The sequence below is a fragment of the Paenibacillus sp. V4I3 genome (genome assembly GCF_030817215.1).
Classification (GTDB): domain Bacteria; phylum Bacillota; class Bacilli; order Paenibacillales; family NBRC-103111; genus Paenibacillus_E.
This window is the reverse complement of the sequence record NZ_JAUSZA010000001.1, coordinates 3,007,334-3,032,844: the sequence shown is the minus strand read 5'-3', so window position 1 is coordinate 3,032,844 and position 25,511 is coordinate 3,007,334. Positions and strand designations below refer to the sequence as shown.

General features: G+C 43.9%; 27 protein-coding genes. 17 read left to right on the top strand and 10 right to left on the bottom strand.

The features are described 5' to 3' along the window. Positions 1-33: 33 nt before the first annotated feature. From serS to QFZ77_RS13950, 5 genes are all read right to left on the bottom strand, one after another. Positions 34-1,317 (bottom strand): serine--tRNA ligase, encoded by a 1,284-nt coding sequence (serS, locus tag QFZ77_RS13970; RefSeq protein ID WP_307440452.1) that lies wholly within the window; start codon positions 1,315-1,317, stop codon positions 34-36. A gap of 308 nt (positions 1,318-1,625) precedes the next feature. Continuing rightward, the gene (pfkA, locus tag QFZ77_RS13965; RefSeq protein WP_307440449.1) at positions 1,626-2,594 is read right to left on the bottom strand and encodes a 6-phosphofructokinase; all 969 of its coding nucleotides are present in this window, start codon (positions 2,592-2,594) and stop codon (positions 1,626-1,628) included. A 73-nt stretch (positions 2,595-2,667) separates the two neighbouring features. Further along, positions 2,668-3,693 carry a tetraprenyl-beta-curcumene synthase family protein gene (locus QFZ77_RS13960; protein WP_307449498.1) on the bottom strand — a complete coding sequence of 342 codons (1,026 nt, stop codon included), beginning with the start codon at positions 3,691-3,693 and terminating at the stop codon, positions 2,668-2,670. Between the two features lie 31 nt (positions 3,694-3,724). Then, a complete protein-coding gene (locus tag QFZ77_RS13955; RefSeq protein ID WP_307440446.1) occupies positions 3,725-4,357 on the bottom strand; it encodes a hypothetical protein in 633 nt (210 codons plus the stop codon). Positions 4,358-4,385: 28 nt separating this feature from the next. Then, the gene (locus tag QFZ77_RS13950; RefSeq protein ID WP_307440444.1) at positions 4,386-4,700 is read right to left on the bottom strand and encodes a hypothetical protein; all 315 of its coding nucleotides are present in this window, start codon (positions 4,698-4,700) and stop codon (positions 4,386-4,388) included. A 226-nt stretch (positions 4,701-4,926) separates the two neighbouring features. On the opposite strand from QFZ77_RS13950, the gene QFZ77_RS13945 reads away from it, so the two are divergent. The 11 genes from QFZ77_RS13945 to QFZ77_RS13895 all read left to right on the top strand — a co-directional run bounded on the left by QFZ77_RS13945 (position 4,927) and on the right by QFZ77_RS13895 (position 16,272). Further along, positions 4,927-6,261, top strand: a complete 1,335-nt coding sequence (locus QFZ77_RS13945) for a polysaccharide biosynthesis protein (RefSeq protein ID WP_307440441.1) — start codon at positions 4,927-4,929, stop codon at positions 6,259-6,261. A 22-nt stretch (positions 6,262-6,283) separates the two neighbouring features. After that, entirely contained in the window at positions 6,284-7,468 is a 1,185-nt protein-coding gene (locus QFZ77_RS13940) for an MFS transporter (protein WP_307440439.1), read from the top strand. A 25-nt stretch (positions 7,469-7,493) separates the two neighbouring features. Continuing rightward, complete coding sequence (locus tag QFZ77_RS13935; protein ID WP_307440437.1) at positions 7,494-8,171, top strand: ABC transporter ATP-binding protein; 678 nt, start codon at positions 7,494-7,496, stop codon at positions 8,169-8,171. Continuing rightward, a complete protein-coding gene (locus QFZ77_RS13930; protein ID WP_307440434.1) occupies positions 8,168-9,199 on the top strand; it encodes an ABC transporter permease in 1,032 nt (343 codons plus the stop codon). The genes QFZ77_RS13935 and QFZ77_RS13930 overlap by 4 nt, the downstream gene beginning before the upstream one ends. Positions 9,200-9,285: 86 nt before the next feature. After that, positions 9,286-9,933, top strand: a complete 648-nt coding sequence (locus QFZ77_RS13925) for a nitroreductase family protein (RefSeq protein WP_307440433.1) — start codon at positions 9,286-9,288, stop codon at positions 9,931-9,933. Positions 9,934-10,194: 261 nt separating this feature from the next. Further along, complete coding sequence (locus QFZ77_RS13920; RefSeq protein ID WP_307440431.1) at positions 10,195-11,295, top strand: amidohydrolase/deacetylase family metallohydrolase; 1,101 nt, start codon at positions 10,195-10,197, stop codon at positions 11,293-11,295. Next, entirely contained in the window at positions 11,273-12,376 is a 1,104-nt protein-coding gene (locus tag QFZ77_RS13915; RefSeq protein ID WP_307440429.1) for a DgaE family pyridoxal phosphate-dependent ammonia lyase, read from the top strand. Before QFZ77_RS13920 ends, QFZ77_RS13915 begins: the two co-directional genes overlap by 23 nt. A gap of 1 nt (position 12,377) precedes the next feature. After that, on the top strand, positions 12,378-13,133 hold the full coding sequence (dagF, locus tag QFZ77_RS13910; RefSeq protein ID WP_307440427.1) for a 2-dehydro-3-deoxy-phosphogluconate aldolase: 756 nt from the start codon (positions 12,378-12,380) through the stop codon (positions 13,131-13,133). After that, a complete protein-coding gene (locus QFZ77_RS13905) occupies positions 13,126-14,142 on the top strand; it encodes a sugar kinase (protein WP_307440425.1) in 1,017 nt (338 codons plus the stop codon). The genes dagF and QFZ77_RS13905 overlap by 8 nt, the downstream gene beginning before the upstream one ends. 11 nt (positions 14,143-14,153) lie before the next feature. Next, entirely contained in the window at positions 14,154-14,867 is a 714-nt protein-coding gene (locus QFZ77_RS13900; protein WP_373462741.1) for a GntR family transcriptional regulator, read from the top strand. 79 nt (positions 14,868-14,946) lie between these two features. Further along, a complete protein-coding gene (locus QFZ77_RS13895; protein ID WP_307440423.1) occupies positions 14,947-16,272 on the top strand; it encodes a GntP family permease in 1,326 nt (441 codons plus the stop codon). Positions 16,273-16,347: 75 nt separating this feature from the next. Here QFZ77_RS13895 and QFZ77_RS13890 read toward each other — a convergent pair whose 3' ends face one another. From QFZ77_RS13890 to QFZ77_RS13880, 3 genes are all read right to left on the bottom strand, one after another. Continuing rightward, entirely contained in the window at positions 16,348-17,088 is a 741-nt protein-coding gene (locus QFZ77_RS13890; protein ID WP_307440420.1) for a YebC/PmpR family DNA-binding transcriptional regulator, read from the bottom strand. 163 nt (positions 17,089-17,251) lie between these two features. Beyond that, positions 17,252-17,449 (bottom strand): cold shock domain-containing protein, encoded by a 198-nt coding sequence (locus QFZ77_RS13885; RefSeq protein ID WP_028556542.1) that lies wholly within the window; start codon positions 17,447-17,449, stop codon positions 17,252-17,254. Between the two features lie 127 nt (positions 17,450-17,576). After that, positions 17,577-18,293, bottom strand: coding sequence for a class I SAM-dependent methyltransferase (locus tag QFZ77_RS13880; RefSeq protein WP_307440401.1), 717 nt, complete (start codon positions 18,291-18,293; stop codon positions 17,577-17,579). Between the two features lie 254 nt (positions 18,294-18,547). On the opposite strand from QFZ77_RS13880, the gene QFZ77_RS13875 reads away from it, so the two are divergent. The 5 genes from QFZ77_RS13875 to QFZ77_RS13855 all read left to right on the top strand — a co-directional run bounded on the left by QFZ77_RS13875 (position 18,548) and on the right by QFZ77_RS13855 (position 22,542). Beyond that, on the top strand, positions 18,548-18,739 hold the full coding sequence (locus QFZ77_RS13875) for a hypothetical protein (RefSeq protein WP_307449492.1): 192 nt from the start codon (positions 18,548-18,550) through the stop codon (positions 18,737-18,739). Positions 18,740-19,013: 274 nt separating this feature from the next. After that, positions 19,014-19,850 carry a TerC family protein gene (locus QFZ77_RS13870; RefSeq protein WP_307440398.1) on the top strand — a complete coding sequence of 279 codons (837 nt, stop codon included), beginning with the start codon at positions 19,014-19,016 and terminating at the stop codon, positions 19,848-19,850. 88 nt (positions 19,851-19,938) lie between these two features. Continuing rightward, positions 19,939-20,121 (top strand): hypothetical protein, encoded by a 183-nt coding sequence (locus tag QFZ77_RS13865; protein ID WP_307440395.1) that lies wholly within the window; start codon positions 19,939-19,941, stop codon positions 20,119-20,121. 248 nt (positions 20,122-20,369) lie between these two features. Continuing rightward, positions 20,370-22,160, top strand: a complete 1,791-nt coding sequence (gene pepF / locus QFZ77_RS13860) for an oligoendopeptidase F (RefSeq protein ID WP_307449490.1) — start codon at positions 20,370-20,372, stop codon at positions 22,158-22,160. A gap of 64 nt (positions 22,161-22,224) precedes the next feature. Continuing rightward, a complete protein-coding gene (locus tag QFZ77_RS13855; protein WP_307440392.1) occupies positions 22,225-22,542 on the top strand; it encodes a LapA family protein in 318 nt (105 codons plus the stop codon). 55 nt (positions 22,543-22,597) lie between these two features. Here QFZ77_RS13855 and QFZ77_RS13850 read toward each other — a convergent pair whose 3' ends face one another. Beyond that, positions 22,598-23,410 carry a DUF92 domain-containing protein gene (locus QFZ77_RS13850; RefSeq protein ID WP_307440390.1) on the bottom strand — a complete coding sequence of 271 codons (813 nt, stop codon included), beginning with the start codon at positions 23,408-23,410 and terminating at the stop codon, positions 22,598-22,600. Positions 23,411-23,616: 206 nt separating this feature from the next. On the opposite strand from QFZ77_RS13850, the gene QFZ77_RS13845 reads away from it, so the two are divergent. Then, positions 23,617-24,804, top strand: a complete 1,188-nt coding sequence (locus QFZ77_RS13845; protein WP_307440388.1) for an HD domain-containing phosphohydrolase — start codon at positions 23,617-23,619, stop codon at positions 24,802-24,804. 66 nt (positions 24,805-24,870) lie between these two features. Here the strand turns inward: QFZ77_RS13845 and QFZ77_RS13840 are convergent, their stop codons facing one another. Continuing rightward, entirely contained in the window at positions 24,871-25,497 is a 627-nt protein-coding gene (locus tag QFZ77_RS13840; protein WP_307440384.1) for a fumarylacetoacetate hydrolase family protein, read from the bottom strand. Between the last annotated feature and the right edge of the window lie 14 nt (positions 25,498-25,511).

Genomic DNA, 25,511 nt, shown 5'->3' with positions numbered 1-25,511 from the left:
AAAGTGGATCTCCTAGGGATGTGGTACGTTATTTTATTTGCTCGGTATAACTGTGAGCCCTCTCATATAAGGTCTCAGAGCTGGTGGCAGATAGATTGAGCCATCTGCTTGCTGATGGTTTTCAAGTAAAGGAATAAGAATTCTTGGCGAGGCGACAGCCGTATTATTAAGGGTATAGCAATAACGCAGCTCACCGCTCTTATCCCTATAACGTAAGCCACTGCGGCGAGCTTGAAAGTCCAGAAGGCTTGACGACGAGTGCGTTTCTCCATAGCTATTCCGGCTAGGCATCCACGTCTCAATGTCATACTGCTTGTAGTTTTTGGCGCCCATATCTCCTGTACATACAGCAACAACATGATAAGGAAGCTCAAGTAATTCTAAAATATCTTCGGCATTCCGTGTGATTTGATCTAACATTTGATCAGCAATGGCGGGATCATTCTCACAAAGAATCACTTGCTCAACTTTGGCAAATTGATGAACACGATATAATCCGCGTACATCTCTACCTGCCGAACCCGCTTCTTTACGGAAACAATTCGATACAGCTGCCAGTTGTATCGGCCCCTTTGATAAATCTATCATTTCATCCGCATAATACGAAACCAACGGACCTTCCGATGTGCCTACTAACCATTTATTCTCATCCTGTAATTCATAGGTCTGGACCTTCCCAGCCGGGAAAAAGCCCGCATTCTGCAGCGTCTCTTCCCGCACCATCAAAGGGACATCCATCACCGTGAACCCTCGATCTGATAGCAGATCAAGAGCAAGCTGTTGAACAGCTCTGTGTAAATAAAGCCCCATCCCTTTGAGGTAGTAATTCCGGCTTCCAGCCACTTTCACTCCGCGGGGGAAATCGAATAAATCTAACTCCTCACCGATTTGCATATGATCACGAGGCACAAATTCAAACGAGGTAGGCTGACCCACTACTTTCCGTACAACATTATCTTGATCGGTAGCCCCGATTGGAGTTTCAGGTGAAACCAGATTCGGTACGGTAAGCATTAACTCCTTGAAACGCTTCTCCAGTTTCGCAAGCCCCTCTTCGTATTCCGTTAATGTTCGGTTCCAGCCGCGGACCTGATCTTTCAGAGCCTCAGCTTCTCCCTTTTTCTGCTCAGCCATACACTGAGCAATCTGAGCAGATGCACGATTGCGTTCTGTGCGCAGCTGATCCACTTGTTGATGCAGAAGCCTTTTCTTCTCATCTACCTCAAGCAGCTCATCAAGGGGACATTCTACCCCTTTATTTTGTGCCGCTTCCTTCACTTGATCCTGATGCATCCGAATCCATTTGATATCCAACATACCACTCACCGCTTCCTTTTCTATTATGGGAAAAAGACAAAGAACGCCCCTGTCCGATTGGGACGAGGAGCGTTCTGCTCGCGGTGCCACCCAACTTGATGATAACATTAACATGTCATCATCCGCTTGGTTCCGCGATAACGGGCGGTGCCGGTTTATTTAGAGTAAGGCGATGTATTCTGCGCCTTACCGATCATGAACGTCTCCGAGTTGGATGCTCTTCACAGACCTAATGTCGCTTTGTATGTTGTTCGATATTATAAACGAAGTTATGATACAGGTCAATAAGCGTTTGTTCCAATGTAGACCTACTGGGATAAACGACTTGCCAATTCATAAAGTTCTGTATTAAAAGGACGCTTTGTATTGACAACTAAATCAATGTCAGTAGCTACTAACTCCCCTTTGATCACACCGCATGCTTTGGAAGAATCGCCTTCCATAAGCTTACGTACAGCGAAATCACCGAGACGGCTTGCCAAGATTCGGTCATTGTGTGTAGGAGCTCCGCCGCGTTGAATATGGCCAAGAACAGTTACACGAGGCTCAATCCCAACAGACTCATTAATCTGCTTAGCAATCCCATCACCGGTTCCCGCTCCTTCAGCAACGAGAATGATACTATGGCGTTTACCATGAGAGAAATTATCCTTCATGCGGTTAGCCACTTCATTAATGTCGACTTCAACCTCAGGGACGATAATCGTTTCCGCACCGCTTGCTAGTCCAGCATAGAGTGCGATCTCACCGCAATGACGCCCCATGACTTCTACAACGGATGAACGTTCATGCGAAGTCATCGTATCACGAAGCTTGTTGATCGCATCCACCACAATGCTTACTGCTGTATCAAAACCGATCGTAAAGTCAGTGAATGGGATGTCATTGTCAATTGTACCAGGCAGACCCATCGTTTTGATGCCCAACTTGCTTAGCTTATTGGCACCTTGATAAGATCCATCTCCACCAATTACGACCAATCCATCGATGCCGCGTTTACGCAAGTTTTCTGCACCAATCTGTTGGCCTTCTGGCGTTAAAAACTCTTTGCAACGAGCCGTTTGTAAAATGGTTCCCCCACGTTGAATGATATCCCCAACGCTGCGCAAATCCATTTGGCGAATATCATCGTTAATTAAACCATGGTATCCACGTTGTACCGCATAGACTTCGAGACCATGGAATAATGCGCTTCTTACAACCGCACGGACGGCCGCGTTCATTCCCTGAGAGTCTCCGCCGCTTGTTAGAACGGCAATTGATTTTACTGCTGACATTTCATTTCCTCCTAATATAGGGATCTTTGGGCGTAGCTCAAAGTCTCCCTGCTTTAATTCTTCTGAATGTCATTCATGATGACGTACGGATGTACATGCTATTTAGCCAGAAAAATAACCGGGTTAATGGACTATTTTTCATAAGACGCTTCGATATCTTCTTCACTTGCTGTTGGCCGTTGACCTTTGGATCCGACAAATAGAGCGCAAGCAAACCTTCGATTATCATACGATGAAATCGCGGATGTTCCAAGAACAAAATTTTGCTACGAGCCTCTTGCACGATAAAGGCAATTCTCTCAACGGTTGCTTCCATAGATTCATAATAACTGCAAAAGTTCAGGTCTCCACCCAAGATATCTTCTTCCTGATCGATTAAATAATCAAGTAAAATATGCAGACCGCACACATAGGGGAAATAAGCCTCCCGTATAGAATCGACCTGTTTTTCACTCAAATGAGGATCACAAGCTGCAAGGAAAAGCATAAACATGCCTAACGTTGAACCTGTGGCTGCTGCAAATTCATTCCAAGAAATTTGGCTATACCTATGATGATGCTGATCCCACCACTGATGAAGCTCAGGCTCCCGCATATCCTTGCGAATATGCTTGTACACTTGTAAGTCGCAGTATAAGGCTACGAAATCTCGCACCTGATCGGCTACTTGTGTATATGACGGAAGCAGACTAATACAAGACTGACACTTTTGGACGAGTTCTGTTAAATAGTTTCCGTCCTCTTTCTCTTGTCTGTATGCATAGTAATCGTTCAAAGGCTGAGAAGGATCAACAGCATCCAACATCGATTGGTGCAATTGACGGAAATCCTGGGGATCCAAAGATGTGCTGCGATCACACAGATTATCTAAATAATCGCTAATCGTTTGAAACGCAACAATGAGCGGGATAAGTACATGACGCATCGACAAATTAGCAGCCGCATAAACAGCGCCACCTTGACAATGAAATTGTTTCGTAGCGATACTGGCTAATGCTTGAGTACGCAGCTCGCTATCTGGGATATTTTCCGCCTTTAATTTCCATATGGAAAGCTGATCGCTTACGTCTGGTAAAATATAACGGTACACCCTGACCATTAATCTTATTGGGCCTTGTGGAACCTTTGTGCTACTTCTGTCCAATTGCTTCAAGCAGACTTCCTCCACAACTTTGTTCATAGCAATACTGCAACAATAACTGCATTTCATATCGTTGAATATGCCGCAACCATTGATCAACAATAGGATTTTGAACCAGGGATACTTGTAACTCTACGATATCTATGAATACACAAGGGACCCATTCCGGAGAAGTAATAAGCACTTCAAGCTTCTGACGAAGGGCTTCATTGTCCAAATCCGCCAGGTCTTTTACAGTCAAATAATCGCTCACACGTTGTAGTAAGTTAGAGAAAATAGGATGATGACCGACATCGTTGAACCAATACTTCGCATTGCTGTAGTCCCCCTCCATCCGATGCATCAGAGCATGCCAGTAGCTGCCTGTTGCATTCGTGATTTCCTGGGCAATATCATGGGATTTATCTAAACTCTCATTCAGTAAAAAAAGACCCGCTTTAATCGCCAATCCATAAGACTCTTGCCCCGGACTGCCTTGGGTCATCATAGCTGGGACAAGCGCTTCAATGCGTGCATCGATACTTCCATCCCATTCTTCAATCGGATATAAAGCAGGTAGATGCTCCAAGAGCGGCTTTGCAATAGCTTCCAGCCAGTTATCCCCATCCTTATTGCTATGCATGCAGTCATTCTCCCTTCATTGACAACCATTATTGGTGGGTTTTCGATTCCAATTCCTGATTCGCCCGGAACCAAAGATGAAGATCATTTATGATAGAAGCTAAGTCAGCAATTTCGGAATTCAAACGGCATGATGTGGGAAAATCGTCTTCCTTGTCCAGCTGATTTTGTTTGTAAATAATCGTCGCCTCTAGCTTCATAATGCGGTCAGGAATTGCACCGCGAACTTGTTCCCAATGTAATAAAATATCAACACGCACACTGGGTGGATAATTCTCCCATTCCACTTCTAACACGGGAATCTCAATTCCGAGTCTGGCATCGTACTGGAAATAGCAGCTCATTCTTCTGTTAAACCTCCTTGCAGTAAAAACTGGCTGCGACTTGTTCAAGAAACATTCTACCTTTAAATGTATCACTTCAAACCTTGGGTTTCCAGTTAAAATTGTATGTCAACCTGATTTCATTTTCTGGTATACTTAAATAACGTTTTTAAAAGGGAATTTTTAGTAAGAGTTAATCTTACGAAGCTAGTTTTGCTAAAGCAAAACACTAAGGAGTGCGATTTAGATGACCGCTAAGACAATAAAAGAAAACATCACATGGAAACAGCTCATCTCCTTTTTCCTCCCCCTCGGCCTTTCAGCAACACTAGTTACCCTCTCGCATGTTATTATCAATAGCACCTTGGCCAGGGCCGATAATCCGGAAGTTGTCATTGCCAGCTATGCTTTGCCTTTAAGCTTACTTGGCCTAACCGAAAAACCCGTTGTATTGCTGCGACAAGCTTGCTCAGCCCTTGTAAGAGACCGCATCTCCTTTCGAGCCATGGCAGCAGTTAGTTCTTATGTATTCGCGTGCATCATTCTCATTGGTCTCATTTTATGTTATACACCTGTTGGAGAATGGGTATTTCTTTATTTTTTTGGGGTTGAACGTGAATTATTAGACACTACGCTTAGTGTATATCGCATCTTGATGTACGTGAGCATATTCTCAGGACTACGTTGCTTATTTCACGGTATCATTATTTTTAATATGCGGACCAAATGGTTGACCATAGGAATGTGCGTGCGAATCATCGCCATGTATTTGTTATCTTTATATTTTATTACAACGGATAATGTATCTAGTGGCCGTGTTGGCGCCATTATTTTCTTAGTGGGAATGATTATTGAAGCTATGGTTGCTGTATGGGAAGGAACTAACTTACTTCGAACCGTCATACCAGAGAAGGCGCCTGATCATCCGATTGAAACCAAACAACAAATTTTCAGCTTCTATAAGCCCCTTCTGTATTCTTCGATCATTGCCGTCGTCATTGGACCCGCCATAAATGCCATATTAGGTAAAACAACGCATATTCATTTAGCGATCTCCTCATATGCAATTGCCGGCTCCTTGACTCAATTGGTTTTGAGTTTCTTTTCTTATATTCATCAAATTGTTTTGAATTTCTATCGCAAAGATGCTAGAACTGTTGTCCGTTTTGTACTCCTTCTTAGCTTTATTCCAGGAGCACTCATCGCTATTCTTGCCTATACAGCTATCGGACCCTGGTTTATGACACATGTCATGGGTGTTAATTCCGAACTGATGCATGCAAGCTTGCTTGCCATGCGTATATTTATGATCATGACGATTGTATTTCCGTGGCTTGATTACATGAACGGTATTATTATGTTGAGGGGCCAAACGAAAATCATGGTTTTCTCTCAAACTGCGAATGCTATCGTTACCGTGTTAACCTTATTCATCGCCATATCAAATGCACCCGGTTGGAATGGCTTGATCGGTGCCCTCGCGCAATCTGTTGGTATGCTAGCTGAGCTTCTTGTCGTACTCTATGTACTCAAACGAACGTCCGAAAACGAGCCAACGAATTTTTCTACAGAAAATTTGTAAAGAAATCGAGTGATAACTACTGATGAAAACGTCTATTCCTACAAAGCCACAAGACCATCTACTCAAATTGTTCACGTTTTCCTTTTTTATGACGATGGGGATTGTAGTTACTTTTTTTCCGCTTTACTTTGATTACAAAGGATACTCCAAGATTCAAATCGGTTTACTGTATGCCATTGGACCCCTGATTGGGATAGCGACCAACTTGCTGTGGGGATTCCTTAGTGATCGCTTCCAAACGGTTAAGAAAATCATGATTATTCTGATTATTGGTCAGCTGGTCACTGCCATCCTGGTATTTACCGCGGGTTGGTTCTCCTTACTGTACATATGTTTAGCGATGTTTTTCTTCTTCCAGCAGCCCGTAAATTCATTGAATGACAGCCAGTTAATGCTAAGTATTCGAGATAGCGGCAAGAGCTATGCCTCCTTCCGCGTCTGGGGTTCCATCGGTTTCGCCGTATCTGCCGGAGGTTTCGGGTTACTTCTTAGATACTATGGTACAGGGCTCACGCCAATACTATGCCTACTTACGATTAGTTGCACTTTAGTCATTGTCTTTTTGCTAAAAGATGCGCGTCAAGGTGGTAAGAAGATGGCATTCGGGGGCATGCTCGATATTATTCGTTCTAAGAAGTTCATCTGGTTCTTAGTGTTAGTCATTATTATGTCCGTTTCACATCGTTTCAACGATGGATTCCTGGCCTTGTACATGCGCCAGCTTGGGGCTTCTGATTCCCTAATTGGCTATGCTTGGATGACTTCGGCTCTTAGTGAAATTCCGGTGTTTTTCTTTCTTAGCAAGCATGGACATAGGTTCAAAGAATTACCCCTGCTTGCCTTTGCCGGAATCATATATGCCGTGCGTTTCTTCATTATGGGTTCTATTCAAGATCCCACTTGGGTCATTGGGGTTCAATTGTTACACAGTTTAACATTCGGTATCTTCTTATTCACGGCTAATCGCTATATTAGCCAAATCATTCCTGATGAGTATCGCTCCTCTGGGCAAGCCATCTTCGCTGTTGCTTGGTCTAGTATTGCAGGACTAATAAGCGGCACGTTAGGCGGTTGGATTTTTGATTTAGCTGGTGGAAGCACAGTCTATGTCATTGCAGCTTGCTTATCGATCGTCGCGGCCATTGGGTTCCTGGGCACGCATATATTTCAAAACGATGAAAGTGAAAGTATGCCTAGTGGTCGATGAGTTTTAAAATGAAGGGGTTGATCACGTGTTAGCCATTGAACGGTTATCTCACAGTTTCCGCACAGGCCAAGAAGAAACTCCCGTTCTTCATGAGCTTAATTTCCGAGTAGAGCAAGGAGAAATGGTTGCTCTGCTCGGTAGTTCAGGCTCAGGGAAATCAACTCTGCTTAATTTAATGAAGCCCACCCGTGGCAGTATTTTAATCGCTGGACAGGCCATTGAGAAAATGAGCGAAAACCGCTTGGCGGAATTTCGGCGGACTCATATCGGATTCATCTTCCAATCTTATGAATTAATACCACATTTAACCGTTCGCGAGAATGTAGAACTGCCACTTGTATTCCAAAGTGTCGCAAGTCAAGAACGTAAACAAAGAGCAATCGCTCTCTTACAGCAAGTCGGTATCGGGGATAAGTCTGATATGTTTCCGTCACAGTTATCTGGAGGACAACAACAACGTGTCAGTATTGACCGCTCCTTGATAACGAAGCCCGCTATCGTCTTTGCCGACGAACCGACAGGCAATCTGGATACGAAGACGGAGAAAGAGATCATCGATCTACTCATTGACTTGAACCAGAATGGCATCACGTTCGTTATTGTTACCCATGAGCATGAAGTTGCACGCAGAACGCAGCGTATTTTGCTGCTTCGCGATGGTTATTTACTGGAAGGAAACGATCAGGAAGGTGAGGCCGGATGAAACTTAAGGATTATCTTCGTCTTGGCTGGGACCAGCTGCAGCGACGCAAGGTTGTGACAGCACTTTGTACCGTCGGAATTGCCATTGGCTCGGCTTCCATTATGGTTGCTCTTGGCTTTGGCGAATCTATTCAACATTACAGTCAGAAGCAAATGAGCTTCTATCTCAAAACCGATGAAATCACAATCGTTGACCAAAACAGCGATCCTAACAGTCCTTCTAAAGTTACGTCAAGTAAGCTCGATCTCATTCGTACCTTTCCTCATGTTAAATCGGTTGCTAGTTTTCAAGATTTAGGACAATTCAGCTTCACTGTCGATGACGGCAAACAAAGCTACCTTAATCTCAAGGCAACGGAGTTGAGTACTTTAGAGGACTTTGACTCCAAGTTCCAACAAGGAGGGGCTAGTGATCAGGTTAATAATATCGTCCTCAATTACGGGGCTACACTTGGTGTCTTGGATGTAAAGACGCAGGAAGTACGTAATAAACTTATGCAGCAAAATCCTAGCAAGGAACAGTCCGAAACCTATCGTCAAATGGGTGCTATTCCTTACCCTCTATATCAAAAGCAAATATCATTGAAATCGAATAATAACCAAGAGCAGTCAGGTAACCAGTCAGGGACTACAACCCAACCAAATGAGGTGACAGTTCGCGTCATTGGAGTACTGAAGAAGCCCGATGGATTGCCAGAATCCATGCTGCAAGGGAACAAAGCTGCCTATGTATCCCCTGAAACAGGTCTCAAAATTCTACAAGCCCAAAATAAGTCCTCAACAAATAGACATGTTCAATATTCAGAAGTTAGAGTCAAAGTAGATAGCAGTATGAATGTGAAACAAGTAGATGAAATGATTAAAAAACTTCAACTCACAACGCAGACTAATTTGTATCAAGAAGATCGTATGAAAGGCGAGTTTGCCATTGGCGTAGAACGACGTGATATTGAGATTGGGTTGGAAACCCCTGAGAAAACCGAAGTGCTAAAAGGTCTGAATGAAGGCGACACGGTTGTGCTGCAGTAGCAACTGCTTTATAATAAGGATAAAGTCTTAGTACCAAGTAACAAAATGTGCACAATTCAAGCAGCAAAGGCAGGTAGTTGTTTTTTATGAATTATGAAGATTTCAAGACGATTGTACTAGAGCGCCGCAGTGTTCGAAACTTTACAGAGCAAGAAGTTGCCACGGAAGATATTCGTGAAATTATCGACTGCGCCAGATATGCACCCAGCGATACAAATTCCCAGACATGGAAGTTTATTGCGATAAGAAATACAGAGAAAATCAAACATATCGAACAATTGACCTGGGACCAACTCCATCTCCGTGCGGCGGCTGCCGAGGAAAAGGGACTTTCTAGAGAAGCCCGCTTGTTGGTGAAGTCATTCGGTCCCTATGCTACAGCATTCTCCGATGCTCCTGTACTTATCATTTGCTTAGCAACTCCTTACGAATCGAAGTTCCGTGATCGTATTTTTGATCCGATTCAGCTCGTTGAAGACACCGTATGGGCCGAAGAAGGCATTAAGAGCTCCTGCTTAGCCTCTCAGAACCTGATGCTCGCTGCGCACGCTAGAGGCTTGGCAACCTGCCCGATGACGGGCCCTGTGCTGCTGGCCCAAGATCAGATTCGAACTTATCTCGACATTCCAGAAGAATGTCAGATTAATATGGTCATCTCCCTCGGTTATCCGAAGGATCGTCCAGGCAAACTGGCACGCAAAGAAGTCGATGATATTCTTCAAATCATCGACTAATACGATTGAAAGGAGCTGCCGCATTCGCGGACAGCTCCTTTTGTTTAGGCGTCAAATTCCATTGCTTATTTCATGGCAAAATTTAATTAATTAAACATTATAACGTTATATTTACTTCGTTAATTTTCTGTGCTATTGTAACATTATAACGTTATACTCTTTACATTATAGTCACAAACTTCTCCTACATATGTAAGGAGAAATCTAGGCAATCTTAAATGTAAGTGTTAATAAATTGAGTTGCAGAAAAAGGTGACAAGCATGCAAGAGAGATTCGTATTGCACAACGTAAAGCACGTGAATGGAGAATGTCTCGATATTGTAATTGAAGACGGAAAGATCGCTGATTTGACCAGCGTTGGTAGTGGACATGGGAAGCATATTTTTGATTATTCTGGTGTTTATGTCTCGAGCGGCTGGATCGATCTACACACCCATGCCTTTCCTGAGTTTGATCCTTATGGCGATGAAATCGATGAGATTGGAATCAAACAAGGTGTAACTACTATTATAGACGCTGGAAGCTGCGGTGCTGACCGAATTGCAGACTTAGTTGCAAGTAAAGAACGAGCCCAAACGAACTTGTTTGCCTTTTTGAACATTTCACGAATTGGTTTAAAAAGAGTCGATGAATTATCCAACATGGCATGGATAGATCATGAAAAGGCTGTACAGGCCGTAAATCAATATAAGGATGTCATTGTTGGATTAAAGGCAAGAATAAGCAAAAGTGTTGTTCGTGACTGCGGCATTGAACCTTTGCTCGCTGCACGTGCACTTTCTCTTGAAACTTCTCTCCCCTTGATGATCCACATCGGTTCTGGACCGCCTAGTATTGAAGACATCCTTTCACTATTAGAGAAAAAAGATATCATTACCCATTATCTGAATGGAAAAGCTAATAATCTTTTTGAAGAGGATGGAAAACCGTTACAGGCGTTTACGAAAGCTATTGAAAGAGGCGTGCATCTGGATGTTGGACATGGCACTGCAAGCTTTTCTTTTAAGGTTGCGGAAGCAGCAAAACAACATCATATCGGTTTAGATACCATCAGTACAGACATCTACCGCGGCAACCGATTGAACGGCCCTGTATACAGTATGTCCCATGTACTCTCAAAATTTCTTTACTTAGGCTACTCGCTTGAAGAGGTCATCGCAGCAGTCACCGCACATGCAGCACACTGGCTTGATAAACCAGAGCTTGGTCGAATTCAAATTGGTGACGTTGCCAATCTAACCCTGTTTACGGTTCAAAATGAACAGACTACACTTGTTGATTCAGAAGGTGACAAACGTATAGCAGATCAAATCATACAAGCCAAAGGAGTGGTTGTGAATGGCTCTCTCGTTAAATGCTAAATATGGTTTAAAACGTGTCATCAATGCAAGTGGACGAATGAGCATTCTAGGTGTATCTGCTCCGACAGATACGGTCATGGAAGCCATGAAGCATGGCGGGCAAAATTACGTTGAGATTGCGGATCTCGTTGATAAAGCAGGCGACTATGTTGCCAATATCCTAGGTTCCGAAGCTGCGGTTGTCGTCAATTCGGCCTCAAGCGGTATCGCTCTCTCTGTCGCGGCTGTTGTGACTGAAGGGAATCGCCGCAGAAGTGAACGACTGCATCAAGAGCCTATTGCTAAAAGCGAAATCATCATGCTCAAAGGTCACAATGTCCAATACGGAGCACCCGTTGAAACAATGATCTACTTGGGAGGCGGTAAGCTTATTGAAGTTGGCTACGCCAATGAGGGTAAAGCTGAGCATATTGAAGATGCGATTACTGAACATACAGCTGCTATTCTTTACGTGAAATCCCATCATACCGTCCAAAAAAATATGATTAATGTTGAAGAAGCATGGGAGATTGCACAGCGTAATGGTGTTCCGCTTATCGTTGATGCTGCTGCAGAAGAAGATATTCAAAAGTATGTAAAATACTCAGATCTTGCCATCTACAGTGGTTCAAAAGCCATTGAAGGTCCAACCTCAGGGATTATTGGCGGGAAACGAAGCTTTATCGAGTGGGTAAAAGTACAACTTCATGGTATTGGACGAAGTATGAAAGTTGGCAAAGAAACCACTTTCGGCTTACTTCAAGCGCTTGATGAATATGGCGTCAAAGAAGATAAAAGCGAACAAGAAAAAGCAGCTTTGCAAGTGTTAATGCCTCTCAGTGAAATGACAGGTTTAAAAGTAAACATTGTACAGGATGAAGCAGGTCGTGCGATTTTCCGCGCGCGCATTCAAATTGATCCTGAGCAAACTGGCACTACGGCCAAGGAAGTTGTAACAGGACTGCAGAGCGGTGAGATTGCTATCTACACACGTGATTATGGCGTGAGACAGGGCTATTTCGATATCGATCCACGTCCGCTTCAAGGCGATGATATTGAGGTTATCGCAGCTCAAATACGTAAATTAGTAGGAGGCAAATAATATGTCCAACATCGCAAAACGTTTCTATAAAGGCCGCGCGGCATTGAATGTATTGGCTAATAGTGTAGAGAATGCTCAAGAGATATTCGAAGCAGCGGAAGGTTATGTACTTGTAGGCGTTCTTTCCAAAGACTATCCAACGGTTGAATTAGCTGTAGAAGAAATGAAAGAATATGGAAAAGCCATTGACGAAGCTGTCTCAATCGGACTTGGCGCTGGCGATAATCGTCAAGCTGCAGTTGTAGTAGCCATTGCGAAGCACTATCCGGGCAGCCACATTAACCAAGTATTCCCTGCCGTAGGTGCAACGCGCGCCAATCTTGGCGACCAAGATAGCTGGATTAACAGTTTGGTGTCCCCTACTGGACGCATCGGCTATGTCAATATCTCAACAGGTCCAGTGAGCGCTGCGCAATCCGAGCATGCGATTGTACCTGTTAAAACAGCGATCGCGCTTGTCCGCGACATGGGCGGCAATGCCTTGAAATATTTCCCGATGAATGGCTTAAGCTGTGAAGACGAATTGCGCGCTGTTGCACAAGCATGCGGAGAAGAAGGTTTTGCGTTAGAACCAACTGGCGGCATCGACATGGATAATTTCGAAACGATCCTGCGTATCGCGCTGGAAGCTAAGGTTCCACAAGTCATCCCTCACGTGTATTCATCGATCATCGATAAAGATACTGGAAAGACGAGAGCCCAAGATGTTCGTGAATTACTGGCGATCATGAAGAAACTGGTTGATCATCATGGCTAAACGAATTGCTGCTTTTGGAGAAGTCATGATGCGCTTGCAGGTGCTGGGGTATGAACTCTTATCCCAAGCTAGCAGTTTGAATTATTCTTTCTCCGGTACAGGCGTGAATGTAAGCTCAGCTTTGGCGCGCTTAGGGCATACCGGGTACCTGATTTCCAGATTGCCGGCTAATGCCGTGGGTGATGCTGCTGAATCATATTTGCGAAAATTAGGTATCACACAATCATTCATTGTTCGAGGCGGCAGCTACTTGGGCATGTATTTTTTAGAAAATGGATTCGGTGCGCGGCCCAGCCGCGTGACATATTCTAATCGCCAGGAGAGCAGCTTCAACACAGCCCCTGAACACACTTATCCTATTACTGAAATCGCCAAAAATATTGATATCATACATTTCTGCGGTATTACGCTGGCCATGAATGATGGGGTACGTAAGCAAATGAAAGATTTGGCTAGAGCGGTCAAAGCGCAGGGCGGCACCGTTGTCTTCGATTGTAACTATCGTCTTGCCCATTGGGGCGAAGACGGTTATGCAAAGGCTAAACCGCACTATGAGGAAATGCTAGAGCTGGCTGACATTGTCATGATGAACGAAAAAGACGCGATGTTTACCCTCGGCATGCATACGGATCAGATCGAAAGCCAAGAACAATTGACGGATCTGATTCCAGCCGTCGCGGGGCAATATCAGATCTCTGTCATAGCAGGCACACACCGTAACATTAACGGTGACAACACGCATTCCTTGCGCGGATTTATCTATAAGGACCAAAGCTTCACCTTTTCTAAACTGCTCACGTTTTCTATCTATGATAGAATTGGTGCTGGAGATGCCTACACGAGCGGTATCGTACACGGAGAAATTCAGGGATTTTCACCGGAGAAAACAGTCGGATTTGCAGCGGCCGCTGGCATGCTTGCACATACCATTGTAGGCGATACTCCGATGTCATCAGAAAGCGAAATTCTTCGTGCGATGACGGAAGCAGTAGGCGATGTAGAAAGGTAGTGATTGGATTGGTGAATTTATCCCGCAATAAAAGACCTTTATATTTACAAATCATGAATATCCTGAAGGATCGCATCTTACACGGTGTGTATCCCTTAGGAACGAATATACCGTCAGAGCCACAGCTAGAGCAGGAATTCGATGTAAGCAAGATCACCATTCGCAATGCCATCAAAGAACTTGCGCAAGAGGGATATTTGGAAAAGAGCAGCGGCAAAGGGACCAAGGTTATACGAAATGCTTCTACGTCCAAGCTTTCCAAATGGAAGCGTTTTACAGAAGTTCTAGTTGAAGAAGGCCATCAAATTCACAAGCAATTGTTGCGAGCCGAAGTTGTAACGAATGATGTAGGCACAGAACCTTATCAATTATTTGGGGAGCGCTGCTTGTTCATCGAGCGTCTTTATCACTTGAATGACACACCTTATATTCACTACTCTCACTATCTATCCATGCAAATGTCAAATATCGAACTCTCGGATTTGAATGATCAGTCCTTGTATGAATTGCTTGAGGAGCACGGAATTGCCTTAGAAAAGTATCGAGATGAGTTTGCTGCTGCCACTGCACCTTCTCATGTGGAAGAAATCTTGCATGTAAAAGAAGGAACCCCTCTATTGAAGAGATTACGTTATTCGTATGATGAACGTGGCGATCTGATCGAATTCAGTAAAGGGTATTACAGCACGGTCATGCACAACTATGTAGTCAATTATGACAGTTAAGATACGCGAAAAAGCACAGTTCCTTTTCTCGTCCACACGATGATAACGCTTACTACAACATGGAGAAGAGGGATTATATATGAATATGTATCTATTAATGGTTACATTATTAGCGATTGTGATTGTCATTTTAGGAGTAGCCTGGTGGAAATGGCATGCATTTATTAGTTTAACCGTTGCCAGTTTGTTCTTAGCGATTATGGCTGGGTTATCCATGGATAAAATTGTTGGTGCCTATGAAACCGGAGTTGGAAACGTTTTAGGCCATCTAGTTGGCATATTGGCTTTAGGTACGATTTTAGGAAAAATGATGTCAGATTCAGGCGCAGGCACACAAGTGGCCAATTTCTTCATACGGGTTTTTGGTGAAAAAAGATTGCCTTGGGCCATGCTGCTCTCCGGTTTTATTATAGGGATCCCTGTATTTTTTGACGTAGGGATTGTCATGCTGCTGCCTTTGGTCATCTCCATTCATAAATCAACGAAACAAAATATTTTGTTAATCGGCCTGCCCGTCATTGCCGGATTATCCATTGTTCATGGTCTTGTGCCACCGCATCCGGGGGCAATGACAGCCATCGGTATCTACAAAGCTGATATCGGAAAAGTGCTTATCTACTCTCTCATCATTGCAATCCCAGCGGCGATCATTGCAGGTCCTTTGTTTGCTAAATGGGTGCATAAGCGAGTGATACCAGAGAATGAACCAGAGCTGCTCAGCGCAAGCACAGAGCCTGAGAAACTGCCAGGTGCCGGCATCTCGTTCTTTATTATCTTATTGCCTGTATTATTGATGGTCTTGTCGGTTGTTGCACCCTATCTGTCACTTCCTGTCGGATTTATGAAGTTCCTAGTCTTTATTGGGAACTCGGTGATTGCGCTTCTAATTTCATGTTTTGCAGCCTTCTACTTCTTAGGCATCCGCCAAGGCATGAATAAAAATTATATCAGCAAGCTATCCCATGAATGCCTATTACCAGTAGGTTCGATTATTTTGATTATCGGTGCTGGCGGCGGGTTTAAACAGATCCTTATCGCAAGCGGCGTCGGTACATCCATTGCTCAAATGGCCGAGAATATCTCCCTTTCTCCTATTGTTCTAGCTTTCATGGTTGCTGGATTAATCCGTGTCGCGACAGGTTCGGCAACAGTCGCATTAACGACAGCGGCAGGTATTGTTTCGCCGATTGTTGAGCATATGTCAGGCGTGAATTTGGAGCTGCTCGTTATCGCCACAGGCGCAGGGTCTCTCATGCTCTCCCACGTCAATGACGCCGGTTTCTGGATGGTCAAAGAATATCTCGGGTTAACGGTCAAGGAAACGTTTAAAACGTGGACGGTACTTGAGACACTGCTCTCGTTTATTGCATTCGGAACTGTGCTGCTCGTAGATATATTCGTATAACATTTGGCTGCTCTTCAAAAATAAATAAGCCTATACATTTCCTCAAGGGAAGTGTACAGGCTATTTTCAATCGTCTTAACCGATACGTTGCATTTCTTCTTCACTAATCTCGAAATTAGCAAATACGTCCTGCACATCATCATTATCATCAAAGGCATCCATCATTTTAAGTAGTTTCTCAGCGTTTTCGCCAACCACATTAACCGTATTCTGTGGTATCCAACGAACTGCTGCAGAGCTGAAACGGAAGCCTTCCTTCTCAAGCGCATTTTTGACGCTTTCGATTTCATGCGGATGTGTAATAATTTCAAAGCACTCTTCCGAAGTCGTCAAATCTTCTGCGCCTGCATCCAGAACTTGCAGCATTAGCTCGTCCTCTTCGACTTCAAACTCCTCACGGTTCAGTACAAGAACACCTTTCTCATCAAACATATACGCTACACAGCCAGATTCACCCATGTTACCGCCGCGTTTATTAAACACAGAACGAACATCCGCAGCTGAACGATTGCGATTATCCGTTAGGCATTTGACCATGATGGCTACTCCTCCTGGGCCATATCCCTCATAGAAAATTTCTTCGTATTCAACGTTATCGCCGTCACCAGTGGCTTTCTTAATGGCACGTTCGATATTATCATTAGGCATTTGAACCTGGCGTGCATTCATAATGGCTGTTTTCAAAGCATAGTTAGCATCCGGATTGGATCCGCCTTTGCGGGCAGCAACATAAATCTCACGACCCAATTTAACAAACTGATTATTTTTGGCCTGATCGGCTTTTCCTTTGCGGTCTTTAAACAATTTGAATTTCATCGGTTTAAACGCTCCCCTTATCATTTTGCCACTCTAGCTTACCATCCAGCCCCTTTGCGGTCAAAGAAGAATCGCAAAAAAGACAGCCCCGAGTGGATTCGGGCACTGTCTTTTGTTGTTTTGTGCTATGACACTCTATTTATAAGTGGGAAGTCCCAGTTTCTTATAATTTGGTGACGTTAGCTGCTTGAGGACCACGGTTACCTTGAGTAATATCAAACTCAACGGATTGGCCTTCTTCTAATGTTTTGAATCCTTCGCCCTGAATTGCGGAGAAGTGAACGAATACATCGTCGCCTCCATCAACAGAAATGAAACCGTAGCCTTTTTCTGCGTTAAACCATTTAACTGTACCCTTCAAATGAACAACCTCCTAAAAATATCGCCATCTATGACGAATAAGGAAATTATACCATTATCAAGGGGATAAATCAACGAAAAAAACAGTGTGGATAAGCTAATATTTGTTGATGTACCAACGATTTCCACTATGCAGAGGGGTGTTTAATTATGCTTAAATATTGATGAGAATTTGGCAAAAAAGGCAGTCTAGCTTCCCTTTTTCGGACCAAATATCCTTCATTTGTGAGCTCATTTATTAATTTTGAAAGCTTGCTATATTCGGCTTGCCGAAAATTCAATAACGGATAAATACGCACTTCGCCACCAGGCTTACAAGCACGAAGCAGTTCCTTAACAGCTGCCCGATGAAAAGCGTAGTCGAATTGTTCTTCATATAGAAAGAGAAAATGACTGCATAAAACGAGATCAAAGCTCGCTTCGGCAAATGGAAGTGAAGGAAGACAACCAGCATGATACCTGGAAGCTGTATCTTTACTCGAGAAATCATTTACAAACTGCTTGAGGCCTTTGATGCGTCCAGCTTTGTGTTTGTCAACAGAACCATAATACGTCCAATCATACACATCTACTAATTTTTCCATTTTGGCTGCAACAAGCTCGATTTCTTGCAATCCATGCTCTGCAATCGCATCTGCAGACTTCTCATACAGAGGATCAACCGCTTCTGAGAATATACCTAGCTGCCGCGCTTCTACCGTAAAGGAAGATGCACCGCCGGCAACATCTAAGACTCGCTTACCAATTAAATTTTCCGTCTGCAAAATAAACATTTTCTCATATTCTGCGTACGATCTTGAGGTCATCGCAACCCCAACTTGCTCATAAATACGCTTTTGTTCCATGCTCATCTCTCCTCTGCTCAACTCTTTGGCCCTGCCTAACTGCCTCATAACCCATTCCCTATGGAAAGGATTAGGAGGATTTTATCATAGGACCATGATTGGAGGCAACAAGAAATTGACAGCTGCTTGTTTGGAAATCGCCACTTTTTGTGGTACGATTGCTTATATCTTTGAGCTCAATGCAGAAACGAGGAAAACAAGTGTCAAATCAACCTTTTAAGAAACACGTTATTTACAAAAAAGATAAATGGAACATGCTGAATGTCGAGGTACAAGGCAGCAAAATCGTACTGACCGAAATAACCGATCAATGGGGCGAAGAGTGCCACACCTTCATCGGACGACCAGCTATGTTACACTGGGCCAGTGAGCGGTTTGCCAAAGACAAATTCCAAGGCACAGATGAAGAATGGCAAGCCATCATGGATGCTTTCAAAGAAGTTTAATTCTTTGGTCCAAATGCCTTGACTTTCACATCTACCCTTCTTATAATTAACTTATAAGTTCATACGTATCACTCCAAAGGGGAGTAGCTGATACAGTAAAGTCGTCAATTCGGATCCTCATCAGGTCCCGGCTTTATTGGCAACGACAATCGTTGTTAGCAAGACCTTTGCCATGTTTATTGGTGAAGGTCTTTTTTGATGAATTAGAGCCTTCACCGGTCACCGGTGCTAGGCTCTATTTTTTTCAAAAATACGCTAAAGGGAGTGTTCGCTCATGGATTGGTTATCAACAGGTTTCTTCGTCTCACTGCTCAGCATTATTCTCATTGATTTGGTACTTGCGGGAGATAACGCGATCGTTATCGGTATGGCTGCTCGTAATTTGAAAAAAGAAACACAAAAACAAGTCATTCTATTGGGTACGATAGGCGCCATCATCATTCGTGCTCTAGCAACAATGGCTGTCGTTACACTTCTGAAAATTCCTGGTCTTCTACTGGCCGGCGGTATTCTTCTCCTCTGGATTTCGTATAAACTGCTTAGTGAAAAGAAGAATCACGGAGACATTAAGGCCAAGGATGGCATCTGGGCAGCTATTCGCACAATTATTGTGGCTGATGCCGTGATGGGTCTTGATAATGTCATCGCAGTAGCTGGCGCTGCTCACGGTAACTTCGTACTTGTCATTATCGGGCTACTGGTTAGTGTACCTATCGTTGTTTGGGGCAGTACGCTGTTCATCAAATGGATTGAGAAGTATCCGTCGATCCTATACATCGGTGCAGGTGTGCTCGTATTAACCGCTGGAAAAATGATTACTGGCGAGAAGTTCCTTGCCCCTTATTTCAACTCAAATCCGCTTGGCAAATGGTTATTTATTGGTTTGCTCATCGTAGTTGTGCTTGCAGCAGGCAAATGGTCGAAAATGATTGGCTACCAGGTCGAAGTTGGGGACAGCGGTCAGCTTACACTTCCTAAGGAATTAAGCGATGAAGCACAGATTGCTGCCGAAGATCGGTTTACCGTCAAAATGGATTCTCGCGGCAAGTTCATATTGGTCAAAGCGGAGGATGATGAAGATCCTGATGAAACGATGCAGCATGCTGGCTGATAAAGGAGTTTTGATTTGCACAGCGAAAGTTACTATCATGCGTTAGTTAGCAAGTGTCATACTCTATAGGGATAAGGATGATTCAACAATGACCGATTCTGGATCTATCATCACATTTGTACTCGTATCCTTCTGCCTAGCCATCATTTTGATTATGAAAAAAGACAGCCTTCCGGCACAAATGAAACGGTACCTAGCCTTACTGGCGATTATCATGGTCTCGTTATCGTTTGTACTTATCTTAATTAGCTTCTTTGGAGCCGGAATGTAAATTTACTTCCTTCCAGCTTTTTCATATAATCATAAATGAATGGGTTAACGGTCATACTAGGTGAAAACCATGTTATGGGATTTTATCAAGCACATCCCATGTGGGAATATGCCGGGAGCGTGACCGTAATGCGCTGGATCTATGTGACTGCGGCAATGGGACTTCTTCTAAGCTCGATCCCAGCAGCCGAATTACATGCCAAAGATAACCGATTACCCCAATCTCAAAACAAGGACAGGAGGGCTCCGATGACTCAAATATTGGAACGCAAGCAAGTACCGGCCGAGCACCGATGGAATCTAGAGGATTTATTTGCCGATCAGAAGGCTTGGGAACAGGAATTTCAGAATGTGAAAAACTCGCTTGGCAAAATCAGCGCCTTCCAAGGAAAACTAAGCGATCCCGCTACGGTAAAGCAGTGTTTCCAGTTGGAAGATGAAGTCTCTGTGAAAACAGAAAAACTGTATGTTTATGCCAACATGAAGCACCATGAAGATACAGCAGAACCAACCTACCAGGCCTTATCTGATAAAGCAAAAAAAATTAGTGTCGAAGTAGGAGAAGCGCTCTCCTTTGTTTCACCAGAAATTCTCAGTTTATCGGATGAAAAGCTTAAGCAGCTGGTGGAAGATCCTTCTTTATCTTTCTATAAGGACACACTTGAAGAAATGATTCGCCAGAAGCCGCATACGCTGTCCAAGGATCAGGAAGCCCTGCTTGCCCAAGCGGGTAACATGGCCGGAGCGCCAAGCACCATCTTCGGTATGCTGAACAATGCCGATTTGAAATTCCCAAAAATTAAGAACGAAAAAGGCGAAGAAGTCGAACTTACTCATGGAAGTTACATTCAATTCCTAGAAAGCCGCAACGCCGAAGTTCGAAAAAATGCCTTCCATGCAGTCTACGAAACTTATCGCAACAATAAGAATACAATTGGTGCAACGCTTAGCGCAAATATTAATAAGAATATCTTCTATGCTAAAGCTCGTAAATACCCTTCCGTTCTTGAATCTACCCTATTTGGGGACAATATTAAGAAAGAAGTGTATACGAACTTAATTTCCACTATTCACGATTCTTTGCCGCAGCTGCAGCGTTACCTGAAGCTCCGCAAGAAGCTGCTTAAAGTCGATGAATTACATATGTACGACCTTTTTGCCCCGCTGGTTGAAGAGTTCAAGATGGACATCACCTACCAGCAAGCTAAAGAAGAAATCAAGAAAAGCTTAGCCCCATTGGGCGAAAACTACTTGAAAATTCTTCAAGATGGCTTCGATAACCATTGGATCGATGTGTATGAGAACAAAAATAAGCGGAACGGCGCTTATAGCTGGGGTGCCTATGGCACACATCCTTACGTGCTTCTGAATCATAAGGACAATTTGAACAGCATGTTCACATTGACACACGAAATGGGTCACGCCATTCATTCGTATTTGTCTGATGAGAACCAAGAATACCGCTATGCGCAGTATACGATTTTCCTTGCGGAAGTCGCTTCTACACTTAATGAGGCACTGCTCATGGACTATTTATTGAAACGCGTAACGGATCCGAAAGAAAAGCTTTACTTGCTTACTTACTACGCGGATCAGTTCAGAACAACGGTATTCCGTCAGACGATGTTTGCCGAATTCGAAATGATTACACATGAGAAATCAGAAAATGGAGATTCCCTGACACCACAGGAATTCAGTGAAATCTACTATGGCTTGAATAAGCTGTACCATGGGAATGACATGGTCGTGGATCAGGATATCGAGATGGAATGGGCTCGAATTCCTCACTTCTACAACAGCTTCTATGTGTACAAATATGCAACTGGCTTCTCGGCTGCAACCAGTTTTGCGAAACAAATTCTGGATGAAGGCCAGCCTGCCGTAGACCGTTACTTGGGCTTCTTAAAAAGCGGCGGCAGTGACTACTCATTGAACATCTTGAAAAAAGCCGGTGTAGACATGTCCACACCGGAACCAATCAAGCAAGCGATGAGTGTCTTCAGCTCCCTGCTTGATCAAATGGAAGAGTTAACGAAGTAATTGTTCTGATAAGGTTGAGGGCGTATGCCTTCAACCTTTTCTCAGGTGAAAGGATGAATGATGGATGAAGATGCAATGGATTCTTATATCTGCTTTAGTATTCGCCCTCATAACGGCTGTCTTTGCCGTCATTAACGTCGAACCGGTTCAAGTAAATTTCATGTTTGCTCAGACATCCACACCCCTGATCCTTGTCATTTTAACATCAACCTTGTTAGGCGGTCTGATTGTCGGCCTCTTCGGGATGGTGCGTCAGTACAAGCTGCAGCGCAAAGTTCGACATTTGGAAAAGCAGCTGCAGGATGCCTTGTTCCCCCCTGCTCCCCCGCAACCGGCGCATAATAAAGAGCAAACCGAACCAAGTGGTTCAACGGTTCATTAAGCATACAAAAACAACCCTGCTGCACAGATTGCAGAAGGGTTGTTTTGTAGTTATTTTAAAATATCAAAACACTGAATGCTAAGCACACAATGCCTCCGACTAGCGAGGACACTGCATTGACATTGTCATTTGTCATCCATCTCATACCGCGAATCTGTGTGGCTTTATGGTCACAATGAAGCTGTTTCTCGATGGTTTTCCCGCAAACGTTACACCGATACATCACTTGAAACGTCGCCCCGAGCCAAGAATCAGCCAAAGAACCAATCAAGCCAGAAACTGCACCCAGTATGATTAGCGCTGCAAGTGTCCCTACCTTATATCCCGAGCCGCCTATCTGATTAAACCACCCACTTACCAAACCAATGAATGCTCCTCCCAGTAATGAAGCCAGCAGTCCTAATCCCGTTACACCACCCGATGTGCCAGCCGGAACACGCATGCCGTTAATAATTGAACGCGGTGTAGATACACTCATTCCACCGATTTCCGTAGCCCAAGTGTCTGCATTGACGGTTGCCATAACCCCAATAAATACAATCCACCAAGCTGGATCGTGCCAAACCGCATTCCCTATACATAGCATTAAACCAAGACCGCCATTTGCTGCAACTTGTCCGGCATCGCGTCTTCCACCTTTGGCATAACCGCTTTCTGCTGCGGATTTACGTTGATGCTTGAGTTTAGACAATAAGGTAGAAGATACGAAGAAGGCGATAAGTGTCCCAAACCAAGCTAAGTTTCCCAGTGCAAACATCGACGTACCGAGCAGCACAGCAGCAGCCAAGCCCGATAAGGATAAGGATCCCTTCCAATAGGCCGCTCCTGCGATTATCAAGCTTCCCGCTAAACCCCAAATCCACTCCACATATAGCACTCCTATCTTCTTCCCTGCCTTTTTAAACGTTCAAAAATCTCTCTTATTGTATCATAGTCGTATTCTAGTCTTCATGTTTACTATACATTTATTAAGCATCGACAAATTCATCTAAAAATTCGGTTAATTCAGTAGGATGTTACCCAATTTCTAAGAAATTTATGGTAAACTAAGTTCGGTGAAGTTAGGAGGCTGACATGTTGAACGAACAAATCGATATAACGTCCCAGTTAAAAAGTGACCTGGATCCTCAGGAGATGCTGCGCGTCATTTTTAACTATGCAGCCAAAATTGCGAACGAACGAATCCTAGACAATGTACTTATGCTGATGGCGGATATGGGACGAGAAATGATTGTCTCTGATCGATGTACGGTTTGGTTGCTTGATACGAACAAAAATGAGTTATGGTCCAAAGTCGCTCATGGCCTCGACGAAATTCGCATTCCTAGTACGGCTGGTCTTGTCGGCTATGCGGTAACGAATGATAAAGCCGTATTTATTCATGATGCCTATACGAATGAAGAATATAAGTCCTATCTCGTGAATGGGGCTTTGAAAATGGATCAACACACAGGATACCACACAAAAGCTATGATGGTTATTCCATTCCGAAATAGCCAAGGTCAAATTATGGGTGCATACCAAGCCATTAATAAGTTGACGGCAAGCGAACAATTTTCAGATAAAGACATGGAATATCTAACGTTAGCTTCCTCCTATGCGGGTAAGTCCCTAGAATCTGCTTTGCTTACGAACGAGATCGAGGAAACGCAGAAGGAAATTATTTTTAGAATGGGGGAAATTGGTGAGAGCAGGTCCAAGGAGACAGGAAATCACGTGAAGCGTGTTGCGGAATATTCATATCTCCTTGCCTTAGGATTAGGTATGAGTCAAGAAGAAGCTGAATTGTTGAAAATGGCTTCGCCCATGCATGATATCGGTAAGGTGGCTATCCCTGATAGTGTCTTAAACAAACCAGGGAAATTAACGGATGAAGAATTCAAATTGATGCAGAATCATACGCTAATTGGCTATAACCTGCTCAAGAACTCCAATCGCCATATTCTGAAAACGGCTGCTGTTGTCGCTTATGAGCATCATGAGAAATGGAACGGGCGCGGATACCCACGCGGAATCAAAGGCGAGGACATCCACATCTATGGCCGAATTACAGCGATTGCTGACGTATTCGATGCACTCGGCAGTGAGCGTGTTTACAAAAAAGCTTGGGAGCTCGATCGGATTTTGACTTTGTTTAAAGAGGAGCAGGGCGAGCATTTTGACCCGAAAGTGGTTGATGCATTTTTTCAACAATGGCCGGCCATCCTTCGAGTTCGTGAGCAATATTCGGATGCTGCTTTAAAGGATCCAACAGAAGTTTAATCAAGGATAAATAAAGGGCAGTTCTCTCAGGTCATAATTGACCTTAAGAGACTGCCCTTTGATCTGTTAAATGTTAATCGTAACAGCTCCGAATACTTCTTCTCCCCATACTAGCTCCAAGCGATCACCATGATGCACAGGACCTACCCCTTCCGGAGTCCCCGTATAGATGATATCGCCAGCACCTAAACCATAATGCATTGCAATGTAATCAATGATGGTTTGAAGATCGAAGATCATATTACTGATATTGCCGTTCTGCACAACCTGTCCATTCTGACGAAGCTGGAAGTTCGCTTCCGCCAGCTTTGAAGCGCCTGGGAATGGTCGGAATGTACTGATTGGTGCAGACTTCAGAAAACCTTTGGCAGGCAGCCATGGCTGCCCCTTCTTCTTAATGACGTTCTGAACATCCCGAAGCGTGAAGTCAATGCCGAGTGCATACTTGTCGACAATCTCATCCACTTGGATGCCTTCTATATAAGGCTTAGCGATATGTAGGACAAGCTCGGCTTCATAGTGAATCTCACCTTGATCACCGGGAAGAGTCAACTCTCCCCCATTAATTGGGGCGAGTGCATGTGTCGGCTTGGTAAAAATCATGGGTTGATCGGGAACATCATTCCCCAGTTCGGCGGCATGTGCCCGGTAGTTGCGACCTACGCAGTAAATATTGCGAACAGCTTCTGTCATGTTGATTGCTCCTC

What these genes read in the sequence shown, in the direction of transcription:
- serS (WP_307440452.1), bottom strand. Translation starts at nt 1,317, where the DNA reads ATGTTGGATATCAAATGGATTCGGATGCATCAGGATCAAGTGAAGGAA.
- pfkA (WP_307440449.1), bottom strand. Translation starts at nt 2,594, where the DNA reads ATGTCAGCAGTAAAATCAATTGCCGTTCTAACAAGCGGCGGAGACTCT.
- QFZ77_RS13960 (WP_307449498.1), bottom strand. Translation starts at nt 3,693, where the DNA reads ATGGTCAGGGTGTACCGTTATATTTTACCAGACGTAAGCGATCAGCTT.
- QFZ77_RS13955 (WP_307440446.1), bottom strand. Translation starts at nt 4,357, where the DNA reads ATGCATAGCAATAAGGATGGGGATAACTGGCTGGAAGCTATTGCAAAG.
- QFZ77_RS13950 (WP_307440444.1), bottom strand. Translation starts at nt 4,700, where the DNA reads ATGAGCTGCTATTTCCAGTACGATGCCAGACTCGGAATTGAGATTCCC.
- QFZ77_RS13945 (WP_307440441.1), top strand. Translation starts at nt 4,927, where the DNA reads ATGACCGCTAAGACAATAAAAGAAAACATCACATGGAAACAGCTCATC.
- QFZ77_RS13940 (WP_307440439.1), top strand. Translation starts at nt 6,284, where the DNA reads ATGAAAACGTCTATTCCTACAAAGCCACAAGACCATCTACTCAAATTG.
- QFZ77_RS13930 (WP_307440434.1), top strand. Translation starts at nt 8,168, where the DNA reads ATGAAACTTAAGGATTATCTTCGTCTTGGCTGGGACCAGCTGCAGCGA.
- QFZ77_RS13925 (WP_307440433.1), top strand. Translation starts at nt 9,286, where the DNA reads ATGAATTATGAAGATTTCAAGACGATTGTACTAGAGCGCCGCAGTGTT.
- QFZ77_RS13920 (WP_307440431.1), top strand. Translation starts at nt 10,195, where the DNA reads ATGCAAGAGAGATTCGTATTGCACAACGTAAAGCACGTGAATGGAGAA.
- QFZ77_RS13915 (WP_307440429.1), top strand. Translation starts at nt 11,273, where the DNA reads ATGGCTCTCTCGTTAAATGCTAAATATGGTTTAAAACGTGTCATCAAT.
- dagF (WP_307440427.1), top strand. Translation starts at nt 12,378, where the DNA reads ATGTCCAACATCGCAAAACGTTTCTATAAAGGCCGCGCGGCATTGAAT.
- QFZ77_RS13905 (WP_307440425.1), top strand. Translation starts at nt 13,126, where the DNA reads ATGGCTAAACGAATTGCTGCTTTTGGAGAAGTCATGATGCGCTTGCAG.
- QFZ77_RS13895 (WP_307440423.1), top strand. Translation starts at nt 14,947, where the DNA reads ATGAATATGTATCTATTAATGGTTACATTATTAGCGATTGTGATTGTC.
- QFZ77_RS13890 (WP_307440420.1), bottom strand. Translation starts at nt 17,088, where the DNA reads ATGAAATTCAAATTGTTTAAAGACCGCAAAGGAAAAGCCGATCAGGCC.
- QFZ77_RS13880 (WP_307440401.1), bottom strand. Translation starts at nt 18,293, where the DNA reads ATGGAACAAAAGCGTATTTATGAGCAAGTTGGGGTTGCGATGACCTCA.
- QFZ77_RS13875 (WP_307449492.1), top strand. Translation starts at nt 18,548, where the DNA reads ATGCTGAATGTCGAGGTACAAGGCAGCAAAATCGTACTGACCGAAATA.
- QFZ77_RS13870 (WP_307440398.1), top strand. Translation starts at nt 19,014, where the DNA reads ATGGATTGGTTATCAACAGGTTTCTTCGTCTCACTGCTCAGCATTATT.
- QFZ77_RS13865 (WP_307440395.1), top strand. Translation starts at nt 19,939, where the DNA reads ATGACCGATTCTGGATCTATCATCACATTTGTACTCGTATCCTTCTGC.
- pepF (WP_307449490.1), top strand. Translation starts at nt 20,370, where the DNA reads ATGACTCAAATATTGGAACGCAAGCAAGTACCGGCCGAGCACCGATGG.
- QFZ77_RS13855 (WP_307440392.1), top strand. Translation starts at nt 22,225, where the DNA reads ATGAAGATGCAATGGATTCTTATATCTGCTTTAGTATTCGCCCTCATA.
- QFZ77_RS13845 (WP_307440388.1), top strand. Translation starts at nt 23,617, where the DNA reads ATGTTGAACGAACAAATCGATATAACGTCCCAGTTAAAAAGTGACCTG.
- QFZ77_RS13840 (WP_307440384.1), bottom strand. Translation starts at nt 25,497, where the DNA reads ATGACAGAAGCTGTTCGCAATATTTACTGCGTAGGTCGCAACTACCGG.